The organism is Paraburkholderia sp. 40, assembly GCF_050434105.1.
In the GTDB taxonomy this organism is placed as follows: Bacteria; Pseudomonadota; Gammaproteobacteria; order Burkholderiales; family Burkholderiaceae; genus Paraburkholderia; species Paraburkholderia tuberum.
This window is the reverse complement of record NZ_JBNPVY010000002.1, coordinates 1,992,945-2,018,261: the sequence shown is the minus strand read 5'-3', so window position 1 is coordinate 2,018,261 and position 25,317 is coordinate 1,992,945. Positions and strand designations below refer to the sequence as shown.

General features: G+C 60.9%; 19 protein-coding genes and 4 pseudogenes. 15 read left to right on the top strand and 8 right to left on the bottom strand.

Features of this window, described 5'->3' with window-relative positions; translation table 11 throughout:
• Nucleotides 1-29 precede the first annotated feature (29 nt).
• Nucleotides 30-977 (bottom strand): GlxA family transcriptional regulator, encoded by a 948-nt coding sequence (locus OKW28_RS10585; RefSeq protein ID WP_429445313.1) that lies wholly within the window; start codon nucleotides 975-977, stop codon nucleotides 30-32.
• A gap of 208 nt (nucleotides 978-1,185) precedes the next feature.
• On the opposite strand from OKW28_RS10585, the gene OKW28_RS10580 reads away from it, so the two are divergent.
• The 8 genes and pseudogenes from OKW28_RS10580 to OKW28_RS10545 all read left to right on the top strand — a co-directional run.
• Nucleotides 1,186-2,469: an epoxide hydrolase family protein gene (locus tag OKW28_RS10580; protein ID WP_429445311.1), complete on the top strand. Its 1,284-nt coding sequence runs from the start codon at nucleotides 1,186-1,188 to the stop codon at nucleotides 2,467-2,469.
• A 40-nt stretch (nucleotides 2,470-2,509) separates the two neighbouring features.
• Complete coding sequence (locus OKW28_RS10575; RefSeq protein WP_429447010.1) at nucleotides 2,510-2,800, top strand: hypothetical protein; 291 nt, start codon at nucleotides 2,510-2,512, stop codon at nucleotides 2,798-2,800.
• A 571-nt stretch (nucleotides 2,801-3,371) separates the two neighbouring features.
• Nucleotides 3,372-5,093: a ubiquinone-dependent pyruvate dehydrogenase gene (gene poxB / locus OKW28_RS10570; protein WP_429445309.1), complete on the top strand. Its 1,722-nt coding sequence runs from the start codon at nucleotides 3,372-3,374 to the stop codon at nucleotides 5,091-5,093.
• Between the two features lie 652 nt (nucleotides 5,094-5,745).
• Nucleotides 5,746-5,889 carry a hypothetical protein gene (locus OKW28_RS10565; RefSeq protein WP_184062066.1) on the top strand — a complete coding sequence of 48 codons (144 nt, stop codon included), beginning with the start codon at nucleotides 5,746-5,748 and terminating at the stop codon, nucleotides 5,887-5,889.
• Nucleotides 5,885-6,106, top strand: a pseudogene (locus tag OKW28_RS10560) (sigma factor); the annotation flags it as partial. The gene OKW28_RS10565 and the pseudogene OKW28_RS10560, both read left to right, overlap by 5 nt.
• Before the next feature lie 830 nt (nucleotides 6,107-6,936).
• Nucleotides 6,937-9,084 carry a molybdopterin-containing oxidoreductase family protein gene (locus OKW28_RS10555; RefSeq protein WP_429445307.1) on the top strand — a complete coding sequence of 716 codons (2,148 nt, stop codon included), beginning with the start codon at nucleotides 6,937-6,939 and terminating at the stop codon, nucleotides 9,082-9,084.
• A gap of 530 nt (nucleotides 9,085-9,614) precedes the next feature.
• Nucleotides 9,615-10,199 (top strand): annotated as a pseudogene (locus OKW28_RS10550) (IS66 family transposase); the annotation flags it as partial.
• A gap of 68 nt (nucleotides 10,200-10,267) precedes the next feature.
• Nucleotides 10,268-10,420 (top strand): annotated as a pseudogene (locus tag OKW28_RS10545) (IS30 family transposase); the annotation flags it as partial.
• A 219-nt stretch (nucleotides 10,421-10,639) separates the two neighbouring features.
• On the opposite strand, the pseudogene OKW28_RS10540 reads toward OKW28_RS10545, so the two are convergent.
• Nucleotides 10,640-11,399: pseudogene (locus OKW28_RS10540) on the bottom strand (SDR family NAD(P)-dependent oxidoreductase).
• Nucleotides 11,400-11,462: 63 nt separating this feature from the next.
• Nucleotides 11,463-12,212, bottom strand: a complete 750-nt coding sequence (locus tag OKW28_RS10535) for an SDR family oxidoreductase (RefSeq protein WP_429445305.1) — start codon at nucleotides 12,210-12,212, stop codon at nucleotides 11,463-11,465.
• Between the two features lie 103 nt (nucleotides 12,213-12,315).
• Here OKW28_RS10535 and OKW28_RS10530 point away from each other — a divergent pair, with 103 nt between their 5' ends.
• The 3 genes from OKW28_RS10530 to OKW28_RS10520 all read left to right on the top strand — a co-directional run bounded on the left by OKW28_RS10530 (nucleotide 12,316) and on the right by OKW28_RS10520 (nucleotide 16,560).
• Nucleotides 12,316-13,233: an AraC family transcriptional regulator gene (locus tag OKW28_RS10530; protein ID WP_429445303.1), complete on the top strand. Its 918-nt coding sequence runs from the start codon at nucleotides 12,316-12,318 to the stop codon at nucleotides 13,231-13,233.
• Between the two features lie 805 nt (nucleotides 13,234-14,038).
• A complete protein-coding gene (locus tag OKW28_RS10525) occupies nucleotides 14,039-14,785 on the top strand; it encodes an SDR family NAD(P)-dependent oxidoreductase (RefSeq protein ID WP_429445301.1) in 747 nt (248 codons plus the stop codon).
• A 494-nt stretch (nucleotides 14,786-15,279) separates the two neighbouring features.
• Nucleotides 15,280-16,560, top strand: coding sequence for an IS110 family transposase (locus OKW28_RS10520; protein ID WP_429446913.1), 1,281 nt, complete (start codon nucleotides 15,280-15,282; stop codon nucleotides 16,558-16,560).
• Between the two features lie 261 nt (nucleotides 16,561-16,821).
• Here the strand turns inward: OKW28_RS10520 and OKW28_RS10515 are convergent, their stop codons facing one another.
• The gene (locus OKW28_RS10515; protein WP_429446912.1) at nucleotides 16,822-17,460 is read right to left on the bottom strand and encodes a glutathione S-transferase; all 639 of its coding nucleotides are present in this window, start codon (nucleotides 17,458-17,460) and stop codon (nucleotides 16,822-16,824) included.
• A gap of 188 nt (nucleotides 17,461-17,648) precedes the next feature.
• On the opposite strand from OKW28_RS10515, the gene OKW28_RS10510 reads away from it, so the two are divergent.
• The 4 genes from OKW28_RS10510 (at nucleotide 17,649) to OKW28_RS10495 (ending at nucleotide 19,408) form a co-directional block, all read left to right on the top strand.
• Nucleotides 17,649-18,224 (top strand): TetR/AcrR family transcriptional regulator, encoded by a 576-nt coding sequence (locus OKW28_RS10510; protein WP_429445298.1) that lies wholly within the window; start codon nucleotides 17,649-17,651, stop codon nucleotides 18,222-18,224.
• Nucleotides 18,187-18,396, top strand: a complete 210-nt coding sequence (locus tag OKW28_RS10505; protein WP_429445296.1) for an SDR family oxidoreductase — start codon at nucleotides 18,187-18,189, stop codon at nucleotides 18,394-18,396. Before OKW28_RS10510 ends, OKW28_RS10505 begins: the two co-directional genes overlap by 38 nt.
• A gap of 36 nt (nucleotides 18,397-18,432) precedes the next feature.
• Complete coding sequence (locus OKW28_RS10500; RefSeq protein WP_429445294.1) at nucleotides 18,433-18,948, top strand: DUF2867 domain-containing protein; 516 nt, start codon at nucleotides 18,433-18,435, stop codon at nucleotides 18,946-18,948.
• A 274-nt stretch (nucleotides 18,949-19,222) separates the two neighbouring features.
• Entirely contained in the window at nucleotides 19,223-19,408 is a 186-nt protein-coding gene (locus OKW28_RS10495) for a hypothetical protein (protein ID WP_429445292.1), read from the top strand.
• Between the two features lie 144 nt (nucleotides 19,409-19,552).
• Here OKW28_RS10495 and OKW28_RS10490 read toward each other — a convergent pair whose 3' ends face one another.
• From OKW28_RS10490 to OKW28_RS10475, 4 genes are all read right to left on the bottom strand, one after another.
• On the bottom strand, nucleotides 19,553-20,179 hold the full coding sequence (locus tag OKW28_RS10490; protein WP_429445290.1) for a tyrosine-type recombinase/integrase: 627 nt from the start codon (nucleotides 20,177-20,179) through the stop codon (nucleotides 19,553-19,555).
• A gap of 175 nt (nucleotides 20,180-20,354) precedes the next feature.
• Nucleotides 20,355-21,449: a phosphoserine transaminase gene (locus tag OKW28_RS10485; RefSeq protein ID WP_429445288.1), complete on the bottom strand. Its 1,095-nt coding sequence runs from the start codon at nucleotides 21,447-21,449 to the stop codon at nucleotides 20,355-20,357.
• Nucleotides 21,449-22,717 (bottom strand): ATP-grasp domain-containing protein, encoded by a 1,269-nt coding sequence (locus OKW28_RS10480; protein WP_429445286.1) that lies wholly within the window; start codon nucleotides 22,715-22,717, stop codon nucleotides 21,449-21,451. The genes OKW28_RS10485 and OKW28_RS10480 overlap by 1 nt, the downstream gene beginning before the upstream one ends.
• Before the next feature lie 769 nt (nucleotides 22,718-23,486).
• Nucleotides 23,487-25,193, bottom strand: a complete 1,707-nt coding sequence (locus OKW28_RS10475; protein ID WP_429445284.1) for a 3-(methylthio)propionyl-CoA ligase — start codon at nucleotides 25,191-25,193, stop codon at nucleotides 23,487-23,489.
• Nucleotides 25,194-25,317: the final 124 nt, after the last annotated feature.

Below are 25,317 nucleotides of genomic sequence, written 5' to 3'. Positions count from 1 at the left end.
TGGTCGAAGACTGCGCTGCGCCGCACCCATCATCCCGGTGCGGCCCAGCGAGCATTGCGACGTATCGCCTGTGGCGGTTGTCCGAACGCTCGAGTGAACGCATCGCGCATGCGGCGCGGGTCGGAAAATCCAGTCTGCTGGGCGATCTGTTCGACCGTATGGCGGCTCCTTTCCAGCATGAGCCGCGCGGCTTCGAGACGCAGTCTCTCGACGGCCTTGGCGGGCGATTGCCCCGTCTCCGCCCGGAACGCGCGGCTGAACTGACGCGGGCTGAGCCGCGCGACTTCAGCCAGTTGTTCCACCAGCAGCGGTTGCGCGAGATTCTTCCGCGCGTACGTCAGCGCGGACTGAATGCGATCCGATTTCGCATCGAGTTCCAGCAACGCCGAATGCTGGGACTGACCACCGGCGCGTCGATGGGAAACGACGAGCGTTTGCGCGACCGATCTCGCAACGTCCACCCCCAGATCGGCCTCGACCAGCGCCAACGCGAGATCGATTCCCGCCGTCATGCCCGCCGACGTCCAAATCGAACCGTCGACCGCGTAAATCCGGTCTTCCTCCACACGGATGCGCGGAAATTTCTTCCGCAGCGCGGACGCATAGACCCAGTGCGTGGTGGCGCGCTTGCCGTCGAGAAGGCCCGCTTCCGCCAGCACGAAGGCGCCCGTGCAAATAGCGGCGACGCGCCGGGCCTTCGCCGCGCTGTGACGTGCGTAGGCGAGCAGCCCATGGGACGGCCGCACCGCGCCGGGATCGCCGCCCGTGAAAAGAACCGTGTCGAAGGTTCGCTCTTCGAAGGGTTCGGTCATCACCGTGGGACCACCGATCGGTCTGACCGGCGCGCCATGTTCCGACAGCGTGTGTACTTCGTAGAACGATTCACCGAATTTCTGATTAGCAAACGAAAACACCGGCTGCGCAGCGAGCGACATGGCGTGAAACCCATCGAACACGACGAACGCGACTGACGGCACGGCGATTCCTTTGAGTGGTGTCCTGAAACCGTAGTTTCTACGTCCTTTGCGATCTCGGCGGCCGCCCATATAAATGCGCTATGGATGCGCGGATTTGATTGAACGCGAACAAGCGGACCTCGACGATCCTTCCGCACCAGCGGTCGACCGACTCTTTCAGTTCCCATTCTAGTCACCGTTTCCTTATCGCAGGTCAGGAGAACTCCTCATGAAAGTCCTCAAATCCCTACTCGTCACCGCGCTGATGGCGGCTCCCGCCATCGCGAACTTGCCGGCGACCGCGCTTGCGGCCGAGGCGCCCGCGACGTCGGCTGCGTCGACGGACGACACGGCGATCCGCCCGTTCACGGCGCACTTTTCCGACGCGCAACTAGCCGACCTGAAGAAACGCATCGCGCAGACGCGCTGGCCGCAACCGGAGACGGTGACGGATCGGTCGCAAGGCGCGCAGCTCGCGAAGCTGCAGGCGCTCGTGCAGTATTGGGGCACCGACTACGACTGGCGGACCGCTGAAGCGAAGCTCAACGCGCTGCCGCAGTACGTGACCACGATCGACGGGGTCGATATTCACTTCATCTGGGTACGCTCGAAAAATCCCGGTGCGTTGCCGCTCATCATGACGCATGGCTGGCCCGGCTCGGTCTTCGAAGAGCTCAAGGTGATCGGACCGTTGACTGACCCGGTAGCGTACGGAGGACGGGCGGAGGATTCGTTCGATCTGGTTCTGCCATCGATGCCCGGATATGGGTTTTCGGGCAAGCCGGCAACGACCGACTGGACGCCTGATCACATCGCGCGAGCGTGGGAAGAACTGATGCGGCGGTTGGGCTATCAGCACTACGTCGCGCAGGGCGGAGACTGGGGCTCGGTGATCGCCGACAAGATGGCCGCGCAAAAGCCGCCGGGCTTGCTCGGCATTCACGTCAACATGCCGGCGACCGTGCCGCCCGAAATCGCAAAGCGGCTGAAGGCAGGCGATCCGCCGCCGCGCGGACTTTCCGACAAGGAGAAAATCGCCTACCAGTCGTTGAACAATCTGTACACGCGCGGCGGCGGCTATGCGGCGATGATGGTCACACGTCCGCAGACGATCGGCTATGCGCTCGCGGACTCTCCGGTCGGGCAGGCTGCGTGGATGTACGACAAATTCGCGGACTGGACCTACAGCGGCGGCGATCCTGAACGGTCATTGAGCAAAGACGAGATGCTCGACGACATCACGTTGTACTGGCTGACCAATACCTCCACGTCGGCGGCGCAGCTTTACTGGACCAACAACGCGAACAACTTCAATAGCGTGAACATCTCGATCCCAGCCGCCGTGACGGTGTTTCCCGGCGAGATCTATCAGGCGCCCCGCAGTTGGACCGAGCGCAGCTATCACAACCTCATCTACTTCAACGAAGTGAACAAGGGCGGCCACTTCGCGGCATGGGAACAACCGCAACTTTTCTCGGAAGAAATTCGCGCTGCCTTCAGGTCGCTGCGATGATCGCTGTCGCGCACAGCGTAACGTTCGAAGGAGATTCGCAATGTCGGATGAAATCAATAGGCGTCGTCGACGCCTTCTCGGGAGCGTCGCCATCGGCGCCGCCGCGCTCAACCTCGGTTTGAATGGCTGGGCGAATGCGCAGTCTGTTGCAGGAGATACAAACGGTAGCGCTGCGCCGCGACCAACATCGTTCGCGACGATCAAGCAGATCGACGCCGGCGTTCTGAACATCGGCACGCAACGTACCATCGGAGGCGGCATCGGTCACAATTTGCCGCAAGAAGCACCGCAGGCGTTTGCGGAGGCGATAATCGACGTGGCGCGCTACTAGCGTCGAAGCCAATGTGCATGTTCGCGCACCTCAGTATGCGGCGCGCGAACATGCATTCGATCGAACTCATTTTCCCAGGGACTTGCACCCGGCGACGCCGAGCGAGCATGAACACGCAAAGCCCATTCGCCGCAAGGATGTCTACCGCCGGATAAAGCCACGGCCACGTTCCATTTCGCCACCGTATGAAGCCGATGGCTCCCAGGGTGCGCTGCGTGGCGAGTGAGTCGTGCAGGGCAAGCAGATCTGCACCGCTTCCTGGTCGTTGTCGGCGTCAAGCGCGCGGGCCAATCCAACCGCAGCCCGCACGATTTTCGCCCGCTTCCTTTCGAAGTGCCGACATGCCTGATATGCCTGATATGCACTAAGGTATCAGTTGAGCGGCGAACTGGTGCCTGCGTGGCCCGAGCATGTGTGAGGCAGGCGTTTGAGCCTCGGCGGTAGCGCCGCGAGTCGCACGATCCGATGGAACTGCATTCCGACGCGCCGCTAACCGCCTTCTTGCACGTTACGGCTGGCCACGGGCCGGCTTGGCGGGTGCCGGCATTCCTTTTTCAGTGAGGAGTTGACCATGGCAAAGCAGACGATCGCTGAATATCTGGCAAAAACGCTTGAGGCCGCAGGGGTCGAGCGCATCTGGGGCGTGACGGGCGACAGTCTGAATGGACTGGCGTTTAGCCTGAGCCGACTCGGCTCGATCCGCTGGATGCACACACGTCATGAGGAGAGTGCCGCTTTTGCGGCCGGTGCCGATGCTGCATCGACAGGGCGGCTCGCCGTGTGCGCGGGCAGCTGCGGTCCGGGCAATCTTCACCTGATTAATGGACTGTTCGACTGTCATCGCAATCATCAGTCCGTGCTCGCGATTGCAGCGCATATTCCGTCGACGGAAATCGGCCTCGGCTACTTTCAGGAGACGCATCCTCAGGAGTTGTTCAGGGAATGCAGCTATTTCGCCGAGTTGGTGTCGAACGCGCAGCAGTTTCCTCGCGTCCTCGCGCGCGCAATGCACACTGCCGTCGAGCAGCGCGGAGTCGCCGTCATCGTCTTACCGGGCGACGTAGCGTTGAGCGATGGGCCCGTGGAAACCGCGAGTTGGACCGAATCGGCTCCGCCGTCCATCGTTCCGGCAGATAACGACCTCGACCGACTGGCGGATCTTCTCAACACGTCCGCGGCTGTGACGTTGCTGTGCGGCAGCGGCACGCAAGGCGCCCATGACGAAGTCGTAGCATTGGCGGACACGCTGGCTGCGCCCGTGGTTCACGCTTTGCGCGGCAAGCAGTTCGTCGAATGGGACAATCCTTTCGACGTCGGCATGACGGGCCTGATTGGTTTCAGCTCGGGCTATCACGCGATGCAATCGTGCGACACGCTGCTCATGTTGGGCACGGATTTTCCGTATCGCCCGTTTTATCCGAGCAACGCAAAGGTTGTCCAGATCGATTGGAAGGGCTCGCAACTCGGCCATCGTGCGCCGCTTGCACTTGGACTGGTGGGAACGGTCAAGGATACGATCAAGGCAGTACTGCCGCGTTTGCACAGAAAGACCGATCGTGGATTTCTCGACAATGCGCGCAAGCACTACGCTTCGGCAAGAAAAGGGCTGGACGACCTCGCTGTCGCGTCCGCTCCAGGCAGGCCAATTCATCCGCAATACCTGACCAGGCTCATCGACGAAGCGGCCGACGAAGATGCCATTTTTACCGCGGATGTCGGCACGCCGACACTCTGGGCGGCCCGCTATCTGACGATGAACGGCAAGCGGCAGTTGCATGGCTCGTTCAATCACGGATCGATGGCGAATGCCATGCCGCAGGCGCTCGGCGCGCAGGGCGCGAATCCTGGGCGCCAGGTCGTCTCGCTTTCCGGCGACGGCGGATTGTCGATGCTACTCGGCGATCTTCTATCGGCGCGACAATTGGATCTGCCGATCAAGGTTGTCGTGTTCAACAACAGTTTGCTTGGCTTCGTTTCGATGGAGTTGAAGGCTGCCGGATTCGTGGATACCAACGTGGATCTGAGCAAGACCGATTTTGCGGCGATTGCGAAAGGCGCCGAGATTTTCAGTATCAGGGTTGAGGAGTCGGAAAGTCTTCCGGACGCGCTGAAAGCCGCTTTTTCACATTCGGGGCCGGCGCTCGTCGATGTGGTGACATCGAAGTACGAACTTGCGATGCCGCCCAAGGTCGAGCTCGCGCATGCGAAGGGGTTTAGCCTGTTCATGCTGCGCGCGATCCTCAGCGGGCGAGGCGATGAAATCATCGAGCTTGCCAAAACGAACTTGCGCTAGTGCACGCGCACCGCAGAAAGCACGCCGCGGAGATGACCGATCAGAGTGGTCGACCGTTTTTACGGGCAGGTCGAAGGCGCTGCGCGGCGATTCAACAGAATAGGCCAGTCTTGGTTCCCTTCATCGATCGCGCGCGAATGGCAGCCGATGCGGGACCAACGGCCTCGCGGCTCCAGCTAGCGAGGGTCTCTTCACGGTCGACATGAACCCGACTCATCCGGCAGCACGCGGGTGCTTCGGACATCCGCCGCGCTTCACGAGCAAGGTATCGTCGGCAACGCGCGAACACCGTTCGAGCGATGCGGGGCTATGCCAGCAAACGGTCGTGGAGCTTGCGCAAAGTCCGTGCCGCGTCGAGCGTGCATCGTCCCGAGGCGATACGTGTCACAAATAATCAATGTGGTGGAATAATGGCGCGCCGTGGGCGTTTGTAGATTAGGCGTCGCGTGCGAGACCGCGAAGCCGTGGAACCGCGAAACGGAATCGTCGGCCGCGCACAGCGGTTGCGTCTCCGTTTTGCAGGAGGTTTGTCTGTCCTTTTTGTAAACGTTCACCGGCGTCGCGGCACTTGCCGCCAGCGATCCGCGACTCACCGGCTCAACGCGTGGCCGCGCGACAAGTCAGTCGCGTTGGCCGTGCAGGAGAGTTCTAAATGAAAGTATCAAGACTGCTATCGGCCGTATGCGTGATCATCGCGCTAGGAGTCGCATCGTTGTCGTTGGCCGCGTGCCAGTCCACGGGCGACACGAGCTCGTCGGGCAGCAGCAGCGGCACCAGCAGCAGCAGCGGCTATTGATGCGCGCTCGCGCGACCGTCAGCGCCGCGCGAACTTCGAAGCGGAAGTGATATCGCGGCTCCCGCAGCCGCGGCGCTATGCGCGTGCGCTGACGGGCGACTCAGTCTGGGCTGACCATCTGGTTCACGATACGGCCGAGCGGGCGCTCGCGTGCTGGAAAGGCTTTTGGCCCGACCGCAATCTGCGTGCGTGGCTGCTGACGATCCGGCGACACATTGTCTGACAGGCTCGTGAGGAAAATGCCGACATCTTCTTCTGGGACGAATCTGGCTTTCGGGCCGCTTCTTGAGTAGAGCAGCCGGTTGAATGACCATTAAGCGCAAGGGCGAACGACCGTAGGTGGCCGACTGAACCTGCTGAGTTGCAGTGCCGCAAAGCTGCCGCTGGCCTACGCGGGGTCTTTTGGATGGCAGCTTGCGGTCAACCCGGCCGAATGCGTACAGCCGGCCATGAAGCGCCGCTCGCCCTTTATCGACAGGTGTCGCGTTACGCGCCGAAACCGGTCATTTGACCGACGCGCACGCTGGCTGTTCGATCAGATTTGCGAGGCTGGTTGGAGCGAGCGCGTTATGAGCGCTGATAGAGAAGCGTCGGGTCCATACATGCACGAAATAGCCCAATATAGATCTGACCCAATGGAGCAGCCGCTGGGGGATCGCGGCTCGTACATCTGCTCGGCAGTGAAACGTCGCTTTGGTGCCCACTTTTATCCCACTCACGTCGCTTTGGCTGACGTTCGTATCGACCTCCCATCTTCGTGAGGGCGTGCTTCTCGTGCGACGGGCCGTCGCGAGGCCCGATGTCCCCGCCGGGGCGCGGCGTGCCGGACTTGCGGGCAGCGGCGCTCGCAACAGGTCGTCGGGCTATTTTGTCAAAATATGAACGTCGTTTATAATAGCGAATGGACGGCCGCAATCTGGCGGCGATCTAACGCTAGTCGTATGCGGGTGCTCTGTCATCGCGCAGGTATCCGGCTCGGCTTTAACCTTTACGCCGAAAGTTGTGGGCGGTTACGAGGTGTGGGCCACACTACAGGAGGAGCTCGCCGTGCCACGCGAAGCCGTCACCGCCTGCCGCATCTGCGCCGGCAACTGTTCACTGCGCTTGACCCTGGACAACGCCGGACGCGTCGTTGCTGCGCGCGGCGACCGCGACAATCCGCTCACGCGCGGCTACGCCTGCATCAAGGGCGCGTATCTGCATGAGGCGCATAACAGCGCGGAGCGGCTCTTGCACCCGCTGAAACGGCAGCGCGATGGCAGTTTCGTGCAGATGCCGCTTGACGTGATGCTGGCCGAGATCGCGGTGCAACTCCAGGCACTGATCGAGCGCCACGGCGCCGATGCGGTCGCAGCCTATCGCGGCACCATGAACTACTCTAACCTCGCCGCCAATCATATGTTGCCCGCCTTCCTCGCGGCGCTGGGTTCGAATTCGTTTTTCTCTACAATGACCATCGACCAGTCGGCCAAATGGGTGGCATTTGAGCGACTGGGCGGCTGGGCTGCCGGCAAAGATCCGTATGCGCTCGCCGACGCGCTATTGTTCGTCGGCACCAATCCGCTGGTGTCGCTAGCCACGTTCAACTTTGCATTGCAGAATCCGGTCAAGCAACTCCACGAAGCGAAGGAGCGCGGCCTGAAGCTGGTGGTGATTGATCCACGAGAGACAGAGACCGCCCGCCATGCCGATGTCTTCCTGCAGGTGCTGCCGGGCGAGGACCCGAGCGTCCTGGCTGGCCTGCTGCGCATCATTCTGTGTCGCGGCTGGCACGATGCTGAATTCTGCGCGCGCTACGTCAAGGACCTGCGACGACTGGCGCGCGCGGTCGAGCCGTTCACGCCCGAATACGTCGCCCAGCGCGCCGGCGTAAGCGTCGAAGGGCTCGAAGCCGCCGCTGCGGCCTTCGCGGAACCCGTCCGGGAGGCCGGCGGCCTGCGCCGCAAGCGTGGCTCGGCCGCGTCGGGAACCGGGCCCAACATGGCGCCGCACTCCAATCTGGCCGAGCATCTGGTCGAATGCCTCAACGTCGTGTGTGGCCGCTTCGCTCGCCCCGGCGACCCTGTACCGAATCCCGGTGTGATCGCCCCACGCTACCAGCGCCGCGCCGAAGTGATTCCGCCACGCCGTTCCTGGGAATCCGGCTGGAAGAGCCGTGTCGGCGGCTATGGCATGCTGTTCGGCCAGAAGATGAGCGGCACGCTGGCTCAGGAAATCACTACGCCTGGCGCCGGCCAGATCCGCGCGCTGTTGGTCGACGGCGGCAATCCAGTCGATGCCGTGCCCGACCAGCGCCGCATCGCCGATGCACTGCGCCAACTGCAACTGCTGGTATGCATCGAGCCTTTCATGACTAACACTGCGCGGCTCGCGCACTATGTGATTCCACCGAAGCTGATGTTCGAGCGCGCCGACCTGCATTCGCGCGACTATGAGTCCTACATCATGTTTCAGCCTTACGCACAATACTCGGCCGCCGTGGCGACGCCGCCGGAGGGATCCGAAGTCGTGGACGACTGGTTCGTATTCTGGGATCTGGCGCGGCGCCTGGGCAAGACCATCATATTCGACGAAGTTCCGCTCGATATGCGCGCAGCTCCGACCACCGAAGAGCTGCTTGCGATCCTGGTTCGCCACGGCTCGATCTCATTTGACGAACTGAAGCTGTACCCACAAGGGAAAATCTACGAGATCGAACCGATGATCGTGCAGCCCGGCGAGCCAGGGAACCCCGCGCGCTTCGACGTGATGCCGGACGACGTCGAGTGCGAACTGGCGGGCGTACTGAACGAAGCGGGGGCGCCGCCGGGGTTCACGCATCGCCTGGCGGTGCGGCGCGTGCGGGACGTGCAGAACACCATGTACCACCACTTGCCCGCGGTCCGCCGACGCATGCCGTTCAATCCGGCCTTTGTGCATCCCGATGACCTGGCTGCTCAAGGACTGACCGAAGGCCAGTGCGTGGCCATTGTTTCGCCGCACGGCCGCATTCGAGCTATCGTCAAAGCGGACGCCGCACTGCGCCGAGGCGTCGTTTCCATTCCGCACGGCTGGGGACCGATGCCCGACGAGGAGCCCGAAACCTACGCCGGCGCCAATCCAAACCAGTTGCTCAGCACTACAGTTGGTCTTGATCCGATCAACGCCATGCCGGTAATGAGCGCGATGCCGGTACGCATCGAAGCTGTAGACTGAATCGCAAGAGAGAACCCCCGTTCGAATCGAACGATTTGCTTCCGAGCACGACGATGCAGCTACGCTCACTTTCCGGACCTGTGTCGAGAGATTGCGAAACCGACCCACGACAAGCGCAACAAGATGTTCGAAGAAGCTCGCCAAAAGCGAGAAGCGTTCGTTAGCGAGAGTGTATCGATCGAGGCGACTCGCATGATTTCAGAAGGGGAGTATCCGACCGTTAAGCAACTCCTTCAGTTCGCTAAGTTGCTAAGACTTGGCGTCGAAAAAACGACAGACCGTCGTTGCATCCGGCAGGCGCAATTGAGCGCGCTTGAGCAAGGGTAAGTAGGCACCCGGCCCCGGAGGGGAAACACATCCAAACCGTAGCCAGCGCTTCCTCAAAAACAGATAAAAGGGCGTTGCCCGCTGTCCTCGCCTACCACAACAGCGGACAGAAACGTGGTGCATAGCAAATTGAAACCGCTTCTGGCAGTGACATCCGCTAGACCACATACGACGGAGGACGAGGCGCCAGCGCCCTCCTGAGCGTGCACCTCGGATGCTGGGCTCATGCGAGACGGTATCTGGTCAAGGCCGAAGATAACGTGCCCAAGGCGGCCCGCTCCCCCGATCTGCTCGCCACACGCTTCATCAAACTGATCGGCAAGCTGTTCGCAGCGGAGGCGCGCAGTGAAACGTGGCCGGCTGAACGACGACAGCGATTGCGACGACGATACAGTCCACGCGTGCTGGATGCCATCGAAAAGCTGATGCTTGAACAGTTGCCCGGCGTCGTGCCGCAAAGCTTACTCGGCAAGGCGCTGACCTATCTGTATGGACAGTGGCCCAAGCTGATCCGATACGTCGAGAACGGCAACTGGCCCATATCGAACAATCCCTGCGAAAATTCCATTCGCCCGTTTGTCGTCGCACGCAAAAGCTTCCTGTTTACCGATACAGTTGCTGGCGCACATGCGAGTGCGAATCTTTATTCGCTGGTCGAGTCAGCAAAAGCCAACGGCATCGACCCGTACTGCTACCTCACCTGGCTGTTGCAACGTCTGCCACTGGCGAAGACCGTCGACGACTACGACGCGCTGTTGCCGTGGAAGAAGCCCGCCAATCTCCGCTGACCCTTCTCCCGGCCACACAATTTACGCCTCAGAGCACCTCTGAGTGGCGTCGTTCGTGGACCGCATACAGACAATACTTCCCGAAAGGCATCGACCTGTCGGTCTACTCACAGGCCAAACTCAATGCCGTGGCTCGAAGGCTGAACGAGCGTCCAAGGAAGACACTGGACTACGAAACGCCGGCTGAACGGTTCCATCGAACTATTGCATCGACCGGTTGAATCCGCCACCCTGAACCGCCGTTCAACTCAAATCACCGGAACGGCTCCTTCGGAGGCGCACCTGCCGTCTGCTCATCGCATGCGCCGAGCGGACGCTCAGCCGCCAGCAATTCAACAACAGCGAAATTTAAGGCTGCTACCAAGGCTCAGGCGAACGGTCTGGTTTCATGCGCTCCGACCCAATCCATCGGTCCCTCCGAACACGCGCACAAACTTAAATCACCATGGGATCGTTTCCCCTTTCCAGCGCGTGAACGTCCCTGTGGGGCCGTCCGGACCCAGCAGCGCAACGCGCACCACCTCGCGAGCGCCTTCCTCGACGGTCTCGGTGCCCGCATATCCGTTGAGGTTCGTCCTGGTAAAACCCGGGGAGACGGCATTGACCTTGATACCTTCTGGCTCAAGTTCGATCGCCATGGCGACCGTCAAAGCGTTGAGAGCCGTCTTGGATGCCGGGTAGACGGGGCCGAAGATCGCGCGGTAGGGGAAGGCCGAGTCCGAGTTCGTCGTCAACGACCCAACGCCACTCGACACGTTAACGATGCGGGAGCCAGGCGTCTTGCGCAAAAGTGGCAGCATCGCCTGGTACACAGCGAGCACGCCAAACACGTTGGTGTCCCATATCGCGCGCATTTCATCTAGAGCCACATTGCTCGGGCGCGTCGTCTTTGCGTACTCCTCGACGGACTGACCGGGTTGCTTCTTCGTATTCGAGATGGCCGCGTTCTGGATGAGCACGTCAAGGCGGCCAAACTCGTTTCGGACGCGCTCCGTCGCATATGTGATCGAAGTCTGATCCGTCACGTCGAGTTGGAGCGCGAACGCGCCCCAGCCCAACTTCCCTGGCCGCAACCTCGCCGCGTTCGAGGCTGCGCGACCCTACCAACACAGTCAAGCCGCGTACCGCGAGATCCTTTGCAATCTGGAGACCGATTCCTTGATTAGCCCCGGTTACGAGAGCGACGGGTTTGTCCTGCATAGCAATCTCCTTATCGTAATGCGCTCGCGCGAGTACAAGCCGTGATCCATCCACGCCGCCCGCTCAGCGAAGCTCAGCCGCCCATGCTTCGGCGTCAGCGCCGGCCGGGATGCGCATTGGAGACGAGGGGTCGGTCGCCGCGCGCCACACGGCGTCGGCGACGTCCTGTGCCCGGGTCACCGGTGTAGAGGTGTCCTGAAACCGCGCGAAGACATCCCTGACGAGATCAGCGTAGGCCTCGTGGTCGAGGCCATGCATCTGCGCGCGGGCGTTCTCTGCGAACCGGGTGTCGGGCGCGCGGCCCGGCAGCACCAGCCGCGCTCGCACGCCGAACTGTTCGAGCTCCAGCGCCATTGACTCGGTAAATGCGTTCACCGCCGCCTTGCTCGCGCGGTAAGCGGCGATGAGAGGCAGGGCCTTGAGTGTGACGCTCGATGTGACATTCACCACGACGCCGGCCTTACGCTGCCGAAACTGCGGCAGCACCGCCTGCGTCAATGCGATCGTGCCAAAGGTGTTGGTTTCGAAAATCTCGCGCACCGTCGCCATCGGGACCAGTTCCGCGGGGGACGCCGCGCCGAAGCCCGCGTTGTTGACGAGCACGTCGATCGGGCCGGCCGCCTCGACAGCTTGGCGGATGCTTTCCGGATCTGTGACGTCGAGCGCCAGCACGCGCAAGCGCTCGGAAGCCCGCAACACGTCTGCGCCCGGCGTGCGCATCGTGGCGACGACTTGCCAGTCGCGCGTCAGAAAGTAGCGGGCGATTTCGAGACCAAATCCGGAAGAGCAGCCGGTGATCAGCACGGTTTTCATGCGAACTCCTAAGTGAGATGGTTTGCGTATGCCCGTACGATAGACTGCGGCCACTGTACTCGCTACAATCGGAAGTCCGAATTTCGTTTGCAGGAGTCCGGCAGTGATCGATCCATTGGCGGAAGTCGTGACCTTGCTGCAGCCGGGCGCCCGGTTTTCCAAGCTGGTCCTCGGCGCCAGTCCCTGGCGCGTTAGCCGCTCGGATGCCGGTCAGCCGTTCTATTGCGTGATCCTCGACGGCGCGTGCCGCATGGCGATCGACGGGCACGAACCCATTGAGCTGGTCTCGGGTGACTTCGTGCTGATTCCCGCGGCCTATGGCGTCGCGATGTCCAGCCTCGTGCCGCCACCGCCAGCCGTTCAGACGCCGCAGCCAATCGCGCTCGGCAACAATGAATTCAGAATCGGGGAGTCCGGCAACCCTGTCGATTCGCGAATGATGGTCGGCCACTGCAGCTTCGGTTCACCGGATGCAGCCTTGCTGGTCTCATTGCTACCGCAACTCGTGCATGTCCGCGGTGAAGAGCGGCTGGCCACCCTCGTACAACTTGTACGGGATGAATCGCGCGAGCAGCGGCCCGCGCGCGAGCTCGTGCTGTCACGACTGCTGGAAGTGCTGCTCATCGAGGCGCTGCGGTCCACGGCGGGAACGACTGCGTCACCGGGCCTGGTTCGCGGGTTGTCCGATTGCCGCCTCGCGGCCGCGATCCGCGTTATGCACGAACACCCTACGTGCGCGTGGACGGTTGCTGAACTCGCGAAAGAGGCCGCACTGTCGCGCTCAACCTTCTTTGAACGCTTTAACCGCGCGGTCGGCGTGGCGCCGATGGAATATCTGCTCACCTGGCGCATGGCGCTAGCAAAGGATCTGCTACGCCGCAACGGAGGCCGCGTCGCCGAGATTGCACAGCGGGTCGGCTACAGCTCCGCCAGCACCTTCAGCGTCGCCTTCACGCGCCACGTAGGGCGGCCGCCTTCACAGTACGCGCGCGAAGGTCAGCCGGCCACCGACGATACGTAAGCCATCGGAAACATGCTGTTTCTGATGGCGCTAAGGCCAGGGAACTCGTTGGGTCAAGGCAATTCATCAATGACGGCTGTTTGAGGATACTGTTGAAAAAGTCGCTGGCTGTCTCTGTTGCAAGGTTTCAGGGGGTCTTCTTACCCTTGACCGACGTGTGCCAGCGGTTTGTAGGCCGATCTGAGAGGTCAATTTTCGTGCAGGAGAACTGAAAAAGCCACGCAGCGACTTTTTCAACAGTACCTGAGCGGAGCAGCCATCTGAATATCCGAGCGACGGGATAAACGAATGGCGCTTCGTGGTCGCGAGCACGTATCCAAAGTCTGACCGTGCATCTGCCGTCCGCCGCATGAAATAGCCACTCGGTTCCATGGGCGTGGAGTGGAATGCCACGGGCGGCCGGGCGTTACACCGGCTGCTATGTCCGCGCCACTGTGTCGGGCGATTTTTCCGACCATACGCTGGCGAGTGATGCACACCTTCACACCTGCGGTGCAGGCACCCGTGGGTTTGGTCATTGTGCCCTGTTCGCGCCAGCATGGTACGGACGGGACATCGCCGGCTGGCTCCCTATGCAAAGGACCTCTCACGACCCTGAACTGCCCTTCTGCCCAGTCTAGCTGCAACGGCGGCTTTGAAACCAGAACGGCCGAAAGATCAATGAAAGCAGCAGGGCGACTTTCCGGCGAAGACGCTTTGAAGGGGGCAAACTAGGATGCTTTCCGGCAACGCCCGCTCAGCGACACCACGGCTCGCAGACGAGGCCACAACCGGTTCTGCCCCCCCGCAACTGAGGAGTTCCACGATGCCAGCTCATTCGCTCAACTTAAACGATCGTGTCGCCTTGGTGACCGGCGGCTCGCGCGGAATCGGACGCGCCATTTCGATCGCGCTTGCCTCAGCCGGCGCAGCAGTCGTCGTCAACTATCGGCAACGCGAGAACGACGCGGCCGACGTCGTCGCGGAAATCGAACGCGCCGGAGGCCGCGCGATCGCGGTATGCGCCGACGTATCGGTCGGAGACGACGTCGAAGCGATGATCGCCGAGGTGGAAAACCGCCTCGGCCTGATCGACGTGCTCGTGAACAACGCGGGCACCGCGACGATCGTCGACATCGACGATCTCGCGGAAGCGGAGTTCGATCGAACGCTCGCCGTCAATCTGAAATCGGCGTTTCTCTGCACGCAGGCAGTGCTGCCCGGCATGCGCGCGAGGCGCTGGGGCCGCATCGTCAACGTCTCGTCGGCCGCCGCCCGCGGCCCCGGCTTGGTTGGCGTTCACTACAACGCATCGAAAGCCGGCCTCGAAGGCTTGACGCGCGGCTATGCTGCACGGCTCGCCCGCGAAGGGATCACCGTCAACGCCGTTGCACCGGGACCGATCGACACCGAAATGGCTGGACCGCTTAAGGCGTCCAATGTCGCAGAAAGGCTGCCCGTCGGGCGCTTGGGCGAAGCAAGCGAGGTCGCGGAGGTCGTGCTGATGGTCGTCGGCAACGCATTCATCACGGGCCAAACGATCCCCGTCAACGGAGGCGCAAGCTTCATATAGATCCTTGGCCGCATCGCGCGCGGGCAAGATCCGCTGCGCGAGCGTTGCGCCCGCTCAGTGCACCGACGTCCTTTGTTGTCGCCGGATCGTGGGCCGCTTCGGCGGCGAGAATGGTCGCGCGAGCAACGCAGTACACGCCCATCTAACGACGCATGTTGGCCGAACCCGGAAGTTCGTCGTCGGTCGGTGACCCGCGGTCCTCTCGTGGTGCTGAGCTTCCGCAGTCGACCCCGTATAGATAGTCCGTCCCGGTTTCATTAATACTGGTGGCACTGGCAGCTTGCTGCCAGTGCAAGCGGGACATGCACCTGCGGATTACGAATAAGTCGACCCAAACGCCTGGACGTTTGCCGTTTTAGCGTCGAGTCCGCGGGTGCGCTTGCGCTCGTCAACGAATACTCAGGGTTCGCCGTCGCACCGGCTCACTATATTGCCTTAGCAGAGCACAAGCATGCATGTCCCTGCTGGATAATCTATCACTTGCAGAGGCTCACATGTCACCTCTGTCGGATCAGCAGTTCGCTGCGTATGTCGGCATCGACTGGGCGGACACCAAACACGATGTCCGCCTGCAGGCGGCGGGCGACACCCGGCGCGAGTTCAGTTGCGTTCCCCATCAGGTCGCATGCATTGATGAGTGGGCAAAGGGATTGCATCAGCGTTTTGATGGGCCGATCGCAGTTGCCCTCGAACTGGCGAGGGGACCCATTGTCTCCGCGCTGCAGAAATATGATTTCTTTGTCCTCTTTCCGGTTAATCCCTCAACCCTCGCGAGGTACCGTGAGGCGTTCAAACCGAGTCGGGCCAAAGACGATCCCACCGATGCCGAACTGGCACTCGATCTGCTGCTTTGCCATCCCGAGCGGTTCGCTCCGCTGAGGCCGCAAAGCGCGGGTATGCGTTGTCTGATGAGCCTGATCGAGCAGCGCCGTGAAATGGTCGGCGACAAGACGCGATTCACTAACCGTTTATGCAATACGCTCAAACAGTATTACCCGCAGGCGCTGGAGTGGTTCGAGCACATCGACACGGTACCGTTCTGCGACTTCATCACCCGCTGGCCGACGCTTCCAGCCGTCAAACACGCCCACCGCAGTACCCTTGAGACATTCTTCCATGCGCACAACTGTCGCCGCCCAAGGCTGATCGAAACGCGTCTGGAATCCATCCGCTCGGCTACTTCACTCACCGAGGATCCCGGCATCGTCTCACCCTGCCGGCTACACGCGCTGGCACTGGTCGCACAACTGCGAGCCGCGCTGGCTGCGATTGATGTGTTCGACAGGGAGATTGCGACGATCGCGCGAACGCTACCGGACTTCGCCCTGTTTGAATGCCTGCCGGGGGCGGGCCCGCATCTGACACCGCGGCTGCTTGCCGCATTCGGCGAACAGCGTGAGCGCTTCCGGCACGCGGCTGAACTGCAGAAGTATTCGGGCATTGCACCGGTCACTGAGCGCAGCGGGAAGAAATGCTGGGTGCATTGGCGCTGGCAATGCCCAAAATTCCTGCGCCAGACCTTCGTCGAATGGGCCGGTCACACCATCAACAAATCGTTCTGGGCCGGCGCCTACTACCGGCAGCAGCGCGCGAAGGGCAGCTCATATCAGGCTGCCGTCCGGGCGCTGGCATTCAAATGGATACGCATCCTCTACCGTTGCTGGCAGACCGGGACCCGGTACGACGAAAGCATCTATCTGAATGCACTCAGGAAGCGGGGCTCCCCCCTTCTTGGAAGCCTCGCGCTTCCCGCCTCGAAACGCTTGACGGACTGACTCAGGGCGTGAATCGGCCGTCGAACTTCACGGCGGTTATGCCGTTGATTTGCTGCGGTCTGGAACGAGCCGCCCGGAAGGTAGGCACGGCAACGCATTACGTGATGCCGCAACGACTACTGATCCGCCGCGCGACCTTGGCGTCGTAGCCATCCGGTCGCGACTGAGTCCACCAGTCGTCCTACTCATGCGTACCGGTCGCCCCAGTTTTGCAACCGAAGATTGGTCGCTCGTCAATGAAGGCCGACGACAGCTGCGATTTCAGGCAAATGCCGGCTGGCTCTTGACGCTCGGGCGTTCGCGCATTCTCGCGTACCAGGCGAGAAGGGCTTCGCACTCTGCGGGCACCCGCAGCTTCACGATCGACGCAAAGACCAGGCCCCCAATGACGGTGATGTCGGCCATCGAGAACGCATCCCCGGCGACAAACGGCTGCTTTTTCAGGACGTCATTGAAGTACTGCATGCCCCTGAGGGCTTTGTCGCGCTGACGAAACCCCCATTCGGGGTTCTGATAAAGCTCGACTTCGGGCCCGAGCCCAGGCGTGGCGTGGTGGAAATAGACACTGATGGCGTCGAGCAATTCCAGCTCGGCGCGCTTGCTCATCATGTGGATCACGCCCTTGTCGAGCGGTGTTTTGCCGGTCAGGGTGGGTGCGCCATCGAGCGTATCGAGGTATTCGGTGATGGCGGTGCATTCGGCGATGCAGGTTCCGTCATTGAGTTCGAGGACCGGCAGCGTACCCGAGTAGTTTTTCCCTGAGGTGAACTCGGGCCTTTTGTGCTCTCCCCTGTAAAGATCGACCATCACGAACTCGACGCGCGATTGCAGATTCTTTTCGGCCAAGGCGATGCGCACGCGTGTCGGATAAGGTCCCCTGGGGAAATCGTAAATCGTCATGATGGGGAGTTGGGTTACATCGGAATGAATGATGCTTGATGTCATGCTTACCTCTCCAGGTGGCTGTTACTCGGGATCGGAGGTTATGGGGAAGTATCTCCATCAACCTACCTAACGTTTGTTAGGTTTAACATAGAGGGTATAATTCGCTGTGTCAACAGTCATCCCAGTTTGCGGAGGCGGTCGTAGTGAAGAACGATTCGGGCTTGAGCTCCAGGGAACGAATCCTGGTGGCTGCTACAGAGATTGCGCAAGCGCACGGCTACAGCGGCCTGAATTTTCGTGATCTTGCTGAGGCTGTCGGCATCAGGGCCGCGAGCATCTATCATCACTTCGCAAGCAAGTCCGATCTCGGAGCGGCGGTGGCGAGGTGTTACTGGGAGGACTCGGCAGCCACGCTGGATGCACTTTGGGCCGAATCCGCGAATCCGATCGACTGTCTGCGCCTGTATCCGGATACATTTCGCAAGGCACTGGAGCGTGGTAATCGCATATGCCTCTGCAGCTTCATGGCCGCCGAATCTGATGACTTGCCGGACGCGGTGACGAAAGAGGTCCAAACCTTTGCTGATGTGAATGTTGCATGGCTGAGCAAGGTGCTATCCGCCACGGCCATTGTCCGCGCCGAGGAGCGCGAGGGGCGTGCTCGCGCCATCTTCGCAGCCGTCGCTGGCGCTCAACTCATCGCCAGAAGTCGCGCGGATATCTCTGTCTATGATGGGTTAATTGAAAGCTATCGTATTGCTGGTCTTTTGCCGGCATAGCGGCAGAAAAAAGTCGGTACGACGCCTCCTGGCCTTCGAGGTGCAGGTGCCGGTGTGCCGGATGGGCGAAGCGAGCGATATCGCCACAGCGGCGCTATTTCTGGCGACTGACGTTTCGCGGTACATGTTGGGCGCGGAGTCGGTGGTCGACGGCGGCATCTCGCTGCTCTAATGTCTCAGCCCAGGATCCTCGCATTGGTGATCGCACATGTATTGCTATCCGAAGATCGAACAGTCCGATTTGCCGCCGGCCTCACAGCTGAGATGGTCGTACGGCCTGGCTGATTTCGCGGACGCGTTCTCGGTGGACCTACCAGAAAGAGCCTGCCACGACGCAGAGGCTCTCGCACGACACGTCTTTGCCAGGCAGCCGGCATGGATTGGCATGCTGCTGAGATTCCGGGACATTCTCGTGCGGCCGTTCGGCTTGAAGACAGCAGTTGACCTCAAGGAGAAAGGAGGCGACAGGATAAGCCTATTTCACGTATTCGAACGATATGACGACGAGATCGTTCTCGGCGAGGATGACACGCATCTGAACTTCCGCGTGTCGGTCCTCGTGCAGCCGTCATCTCACAAGCGATCCCGCCTCATAGTGACGACGCTCGTCTTCTACAATCGTCCGCTGGGGCGAGCCTATATTACGCTCATCGCACCTTTTCATCGGGTTGTCGTACGAGCCTCGCTTCATCGAGCGCAGCGGCTAGGATGGCCCAATGCATAACGGCGATCCACTGAGCCGTCTGCGCGGCGCAGCCAGAGACTTCAACCCGCTCGCGATCCGGCAGTCATTCCGTGCCTGGTTGTCATCAAACTGCTGACGATCGATTTCTCGCACAGGGCAAAGGTTTCGCCAACACCCGATGAAGTGTGTGACCGCGCGGTGCTAGCCGTGCCGACTAACTGTCAGAATTAGTTTCTCTCGCCATTGCCATGACTACGCGCCGCGATGGCTGCATTGCGTTTCACGCGAGTGAAGCGACGAAGCGGGCGCGACGGTGGAAGAACTGTCGGTGGCACTCGCCATTGCCATCAACCTGAATGTAGGTGCAGCGCTTGCCCATTCTGTGCGCAACTTAGACGGCTTTAGCAAGACCTTATCAGAAGCAGACAATTTGCAGCGACGTTTTCGCAGCAGGCGGTGGCACCGCCGCCTGCCGTCGCCGTTGATATCAACTGCTTGAATTCCGAGGTATCGAAGGGCGGCACCAAACGGCCGAAACGAGATGCGTAGCCGACGTTTGAGCGACCGACTACTACCGTGGGCAACTGACGCCTCTTGGCCGGACAGCGACCGATAGTCGATCGCCATCCGGCGGTGCCTGCGCTTAAACCTCAGTCTGCTCCGCCATCTCCAGTGCATCGTCGACCTCGATGCCAAGATAACGTACGGTGCTCTCGAGCTTGGGATGCCCAAGGAGCAGTTGAACAGCGCGGAGGTTTTTCGTGCGGCGATAAATCAGCGACGCCTTCGCCCGACGCATCGTGTGCGTGCCGTACGCCGCGTCGTCCAGTCCGATCGACGCGACCCAGCGATGCACCAGGCGCGAATACTGGCGCTTCGAGAGGTGCGGCGATTCACGCAGCCGGCTTGGGAAGAGGAAGTCTGGCGCCGCCAGCCCCGCCGCCTCGATCCATGTCTCGACGCTATCCCGCGTCTGTTCGGTAATCTCGAACTGAACCGGTCGTTGCGTTTTCTGCTGCATGATCGTTGCCCGACTGGTGACGTACTCGCCGTGGCATACGTCGCGGACCGTCAGCTTCGTCAGGTCGCATGCACGTAGTTTGCTGTCGATAGCCAGATTGAACATGGCGAGGTCGCGGACGCGCGCCGAAAGCTGCAGGCGGATGCGAATGGCCCAGATTTCTTTAAGCTTCAGCGGGGGTTTCTGCCCAGTCAACCGGCCTTTGTTCCACGGCACTCTGGCAGCGGTTCCTTTCTCAGGTGTTTCCATGGCGATCTCCTTTCAATTGAAGGGAGATCCAGTCTGTGCCCGCAGTCAGCGGGCGCTGTCCGACCCACTCCGGACTCTAAACCAGACGCCACCTCATCGGCAGCTTTTTGGGGTGCAGCGGTCATTTATTCCTTCGAGTCGCACGGCACGTCAACGTGAGAACCGGCATTGCTGTTCAGGCCCGTTGCATACTGAATTCCGTTAGTGCGTTTGCCAGAATGTCCACGGCTTGTTCTGTAACGGCGTTGTATAGAGACGCACGCAACCCGCCAATTGAACGGTGCCCCTCTAGTCCAACGATACCCTGTTCACGAGCCGCCCCGATAAACGCATCGCCGAGCCGAGAATCACCGAATTTAAAAGCCACGTTCATTTGTGAGCGCCAGCGACGGTCCGCGTGGACGGTGACGACCCCCTCCAAAGCGTCCAGCGTGTCATACAGCCGCCGCGCCTTTCTCTCATTGATGCTCTGCATCGCGTGCAGACCGCCAACATCGAAGCGCAGCCAGCGCGTAATCAACGTCAGCACATAGATCGCGAATACCGGCGGCGTGTTGTAGTTGGAACTGTGCGAGACGTGGGTGCGAAAATCGAGGATCGCCGGCAAGCCGTCGGGGATCCGTTCAAGCAGCGAACGCTTGATTACCGCTACCGTTACCCCAGCCGGACCCAGGTTTTTCTGGGCGTGGGCATAAATCATCGAGTATGCGTCTGGCCGAATGGGCTTCGACAGAAAATCGGACGACATGTCAGCGATCAGCGGTACCCGCGTCGCCTCTTCGCAAACCGGAAATTGCAAACCTTCCACGGTCTCGTTCGACACGTAGTGCAGATAGGCGGCAGAGCCGGAGATGTCCAGTTTATCGAGGGCGGGCAACTGCCGGTAGCCCGTCGCGTGGCCGTCCCACGCAACTTTCCTCTCAGTCACCTTGGCCGCCTCCGAAGTCGCCCGACCGCTCCAGTAGCCGGACGTCACATATTCGGGCGGGGCGAATCCCTTCGCGGCAAAATTCATCGGGATCATCGCGAACTGCAGACTACTGCCGCCCTGCTGAAAGGTAATGGCGTAGTCGTCGGATATACCGAGCAGAACGCGCAGATTCTGTTCCGCTTCGTCCAGTATGGAGCGAAACCAGTCCGAGCGATGGCTCATGCCGAGTACGGAGATGCCGGTTTCCGGTAACGCGGTAATCGCTATGCGCGTCTGTTCCAGCACCGTTTCAGGGAGCGCTCCGGGACCACCGGAAAAATTCAATGCATTGGACTTCACTATGCCTCCGAGGCCAGCCGTGGGATTTTGTATGCGTTCGCAGCCGCGCGGCGCAGCATTTCATGAAAGGCGTCAGCAACCCGGCGAATTTGCGGAACCTTATAAGGAAAGATGCTCTGGTCGTCCAAGTCATGCACAACCATGCCCGTCGCGATCTCGAATATGAGCAGCCGGCCATCGCTCGTTTCAGCGCAATCGAATCCTACGTAATCGAGACCGGTCAATTCCGCGACGTTGCGAAACGCCTCGCGGTGACGCACAGCAAAATCGGTGTCAAAGCTCGCCATCAGGTGCGATTCTTCCTCTCGCCGGTCGGGATGCGTCGACATTTCCGCGTAAGGGTAGTGAACCATCCATTCCTTCGAGATGCCCATATGGCACACGAATGGCGTTCCCTCGATCATCACGATCCGGTATTTGCGAAACAGACCGTCGGCGCTGCTGTAGTCGATAAAAGGCGCCATGTAGTATTCCACGGCGTCAGACTCAGCCATGTAGCGCGCGAGTTCCTGAGCGTCAGACACTTTTGCCAGACCTTGTCCCGCGTGCGATCCTATCGGCCGTATGATGAGCGGATAGTTTGCGCCTAGTACCTCGGACAACTGCAACGCTCCCGAAACCGCTTCGTTGACCCGCTCACGGGAAAGGCGCACCGTGTGGGCCATACAGATACCGGGGGCAGCGCCCAGCAGAGCATAGGCGGTGTCACGCATTGTCTTCGCAATGTGTTCGGACCGGTTTAGTACGCGGCAACCCCTCCCGCTCGTCAGCGACGCGATTTGGGCAAGAACGGCCGCGGTTTCATCCGACGCGCATGCCGCAACGAAGATAACGTCGTGCTCGGGCAACTCGGCATCCCCCAGCGGCCGCGCGTCGACATACAGGACCTCTATCTGCAGGTCGGCGTTCTCAAGCAGGCACTCAAAAGGCGTGTTCGCCATCAGATCGCCCGGAGCCTTGAGCACCAGCACCTTCAAAGGAGTCTTGATCGTCTGGGCGCTCTTTAACCGATAATGTCTGGTCATTTGAAGCGCTTGCTGCTGGACGGCGAGAGCGGCCACCTTCTGGTATTTCAATTGCAACACTAGCGACAAATCGAGCAGAGCGTACGGGTCGTCATGACGCTTTACGTGCTCGAGCAGGCTTTCCCCCAGCGGCGTCAGATCGCTCCCGGCCGTTGCCGCCCGGAGCAACGCAGCCAGTCCCAGTGGCTGATGCATCGATGGAAGGCCGGCATCACCCGTTAATTCAGTTCGAACAGTATTCATGAATGGCGCGTTTCGGTGGAGCGATACCCGGGGCGAAAGAATGCGCTCGCCGGCATTACTTTTACGTGAAGTTCACTCAGGTCATTGACGGTGGGTGTCAGTCGGGATGCAGGTACACGCCGGCATTTCGCCGATGTAGCCGATCTCTTCCTCGAACCATGCTTCTGGGATCGGCCCGGATGTCGTTGCTTTACAGTCCGCGGGAATCGCGACAGCACTCGATGTGTTGGCTACGAGGGACAATCTGGCCGAGCTCGCGCGTCGCTTTGCAATTGACATGTATCTTTTCCTTCGATAGAAATGTCAGGATTTTGTAACCCACAACGTGTCCGACATACTGCATTAACCCCAATGTGCAGCCCATGATACGAGCTTGGGGCTGAACCAAACGAGGGAAAAGAGGGGCGATTGACCACCTATTCAGAGGACTTTGAGGCGACGACAGGTCAACGGTGACCGTTTTCCGTCCCTACACTCAAGCATGGTTCACGACCCGCAGTGTGAATCTCACGGGGCTGACCGCTGTTAGCGGCAATCCTGAATAAACGGGTGGATCTGCGGCTTCCCGGCGACTTCCCACGCTGTCCAACCAATTGAGAAGGGCGACGGCACGTCGGGCGTCGTCGAAACGCAAAGTCCGGTACCTGGGGCGAAGCCGACATTCAAATGTCCGCGCGGGAGCGCGAACGATCGTCCGCAGATGGCCGGCTACGGCCGGCTACACCAAATGGCGGTGCGGTGGCGGTCTCTTTGACAGCCTCCTTTTCGATTATTCCGCCGCAGGTTTCGACCCGCCGCCTACCATTGCGCGCTCGTCGGCAAGCGGACAGTTCTCAACTTCGAGCGCCGACGGCAGCAGGTGATCGCGGAACTGCTCGCGCAGCTTCAGTTTGTGCAGCTTTCCAACGGCCGTATGCGGCAATTCGTTGACGAAGACCACGTCATCGGGCATCCACCACTTCGCGACCTTTCCCTCGTAGAACGCGAGCAGTTCGTCGCGCGTGACCTCCGCGCGTTTGCGTTTGACGACGACGAGCAGCGGCCGCTGCAGCCACTTCGGATGGGCGCAGGCGATGCAGGCCGCCTCTGCGACGGCCGGATGCGCGATCGCGATGTTCTCGATTTCGATCGAACTGATCCACTCGCCTCCCGACTTGATCACATCCTTGCTGCGGTCGGTGATCCGCATGAAACCGTCCCGGTCGATCGTGGCCACGTCGCCAGTCGGAAACCAGCCGTCGATGAGCGGCGAGTCATCCTTCTGGAAATACCGCTTGATCACCCACGGACCGCGCGTGTGCAGTTCGCCGAACGCGACGCCGTCCCACGGCAGGTCGCGCCCATCGTCGCCGACGATCTTCATGTCCACGCCGTAGATCACGTGCCCCTGCTTTTCGCGCAGCCTGCGCTGCTCTTCCGACGGCCGCTGTGATTGTTCCCAGTTGAGTTTTGCGAGCGTGCCGAGCGGTGACATCTCGGTCATGCCCCATCCGTGAATGGCTTCGACGCCGTATTCCTCGAAGGTGCGCAGCATCGCCGGCGGGCACGCGGACCCGCCGATCACCGCGCGTTGCAGTGACGACAACCGCACCCCCGCTTCCTTCATGTAGTTGAGCAGGCCAAGCCAGACGGTTGGCACGCCGGCGGAATACGTGACGCGCTCCGCCTGCATCAGTTCGAACAGGGATTTACCGTCGAGATCCTTGCCCGGAAGGACGAGTTTCGCGCCCGTGAGCGGCGCGGCATGCGGCATGCCCCATGCGTTCGCATGAAACATCGGCACGACGGGCAACACCGAGTCGCGCGCCGATAGACACATCGCATCCGGCAGCGCACCGGCGTACGCGTGCAGCACCGTGGAGCGATGCGAATACAGCGCGCCCTTTGGATTGCCCGTCGTGCCCGAGGTGTAACAAAGGTACGATGCCTGGCGCTCGTCGAGGAGCGGCCAGTCGAATGCGCCGTCGTGCGGCTTGAGAAACGTCTCATAGCTGATGAGCGGTATGGGCGTCTGCACCGCAGGCAGATGCGCGTCGTCGGCAAGCGCGATCCACCTACGCACCTTAGGGCAGAGGGGCGCAAGGTAATCGATCAGCTGTGCGAACGTCGTATCGAACAGCACGTAGCTGTCATCGGCGTCGTTGATGATCCATGCGATCTGCTCGGGGAAGAGCCGGGGGTTGATGGTATGACAGACGGCCCCGAAGCCCGTCGTGCCGTAATAGGCTTCCAGATGGCGGTAACCGTTCCATGCCAGCGTGCCGATCCGTTCGCCCGGCTGCACATCCAGCGCGATAAGCGCCTGCGCCAGTTGCTTCGCGCGCTTTTCGCAGTCGCGATACGTGTAGCGATGCACGTCGCCTTCGATGCGCTTTGACACGATCTCGGTCGTGCCGAAGTGACGTGACGCATGGGCCAGCAGTGAGGAAACCGTCAGCGGCACGTCCATCATCTGTCCGAGCAGCGGTGTCGTCATAGCCGAGTCTCCCTGCTATTGCCGCGAACTCGGAATCGCGTAAGAGTGCTAGAAATATCGGACGCGGCACCCGCCCGGTAGCCGAGCCTTCCGGCTATTCAACATAGTTGAGGCCTGCGAGTGT

Excerpts from the sequence above, each read along its gene's own strand:
- OKW28_RS10580 (WP_429445311.1), top strand. The coding sequence starts at position 1,186 with ATGAAAGTCCTCAAATCCCTACTCGTCACCGCGCTGATGGCGGCTCCC.
- OKW28_RS10490 (WP_429445290.1), bottom strand. The coding sequence starts at position 20,179 with ATGGAAACACCTGAGAAAGGAACCGCTGCCAGAGTGCCGTGGAACAAA.
- OKW28_RS10575 (WP_429447010.1), top strand. The coding sequence starts at position 2,510 with ATGTCGGATGAAATCAATAGGCGTCGTCGACGCCTTCTCGGGAGCGTC.
- OKW28_RS10520 (WP_429446913.1), top strand. The coding sequence starts at position 15,280 with ATGTCACCTCTGTCGGATCAGCAGTTCGCTGCGTATGTCGGCATCGAC.
- OKW28_RS10535 (WP_429445305.1), bottom strand. The coding sequence starts at position 12,212 with ATGAAAACCGTGCTGATCACCGGCTGCTCTTCCGGATTTGGTCTCGAA.
- OKW28_RS10500 (WP_429445294.1), top strand. The coding sequence starts at position 18,433 with ATGTATTGCTATCCGAAGATCGAACAGTCCGATTTGCCGCCGGCCTCA.
- OKW28_RS10480 (WP_429445286.1), bottom strand. The coding sequence starts at position 22,717 with ATGAATACTGTTCGAACTGAATTAACGGGTGATGCCGGCCTTCCATCG.
- OKW28_RS10565 (WP_184062066.1), top strand. The coding sequence starts at position 5,746 with ATGAAAGTATCAAGACTGCTATCGGCCGTATGCGTGATCATCGCGCTA.
- OKW28_RS10525 (WP_429445301.1), top strand. The coding sequence starts at position 14,039 with ATGCCAGCTCATTCGCTCAACTTAAACGATCGTGTCGCCTTGGTGACC.
- OKW28_RS10515 (WP_429446912.1), bottom strand. The coding sequence starts at position 17,460 with ATGACGATTTACGATTTCCCCAGGGGACCTTATCCGACACGCGTGCGC.
- OKW28_RS10475 (WP_429445284.1), bottom strand. The coding sequence starts at position 25,193 with ATGACGACACCGCTGCTCGGACAGATGATGGACGTGCCGCTGACGGTT.
- poxB (WP_429445309.1), top strand. The coding sequence starts at position 3,372 with ATGGCAAAGCAGACGATCGCTGAATATCTGGCAAAAACGCTTGAGGCC.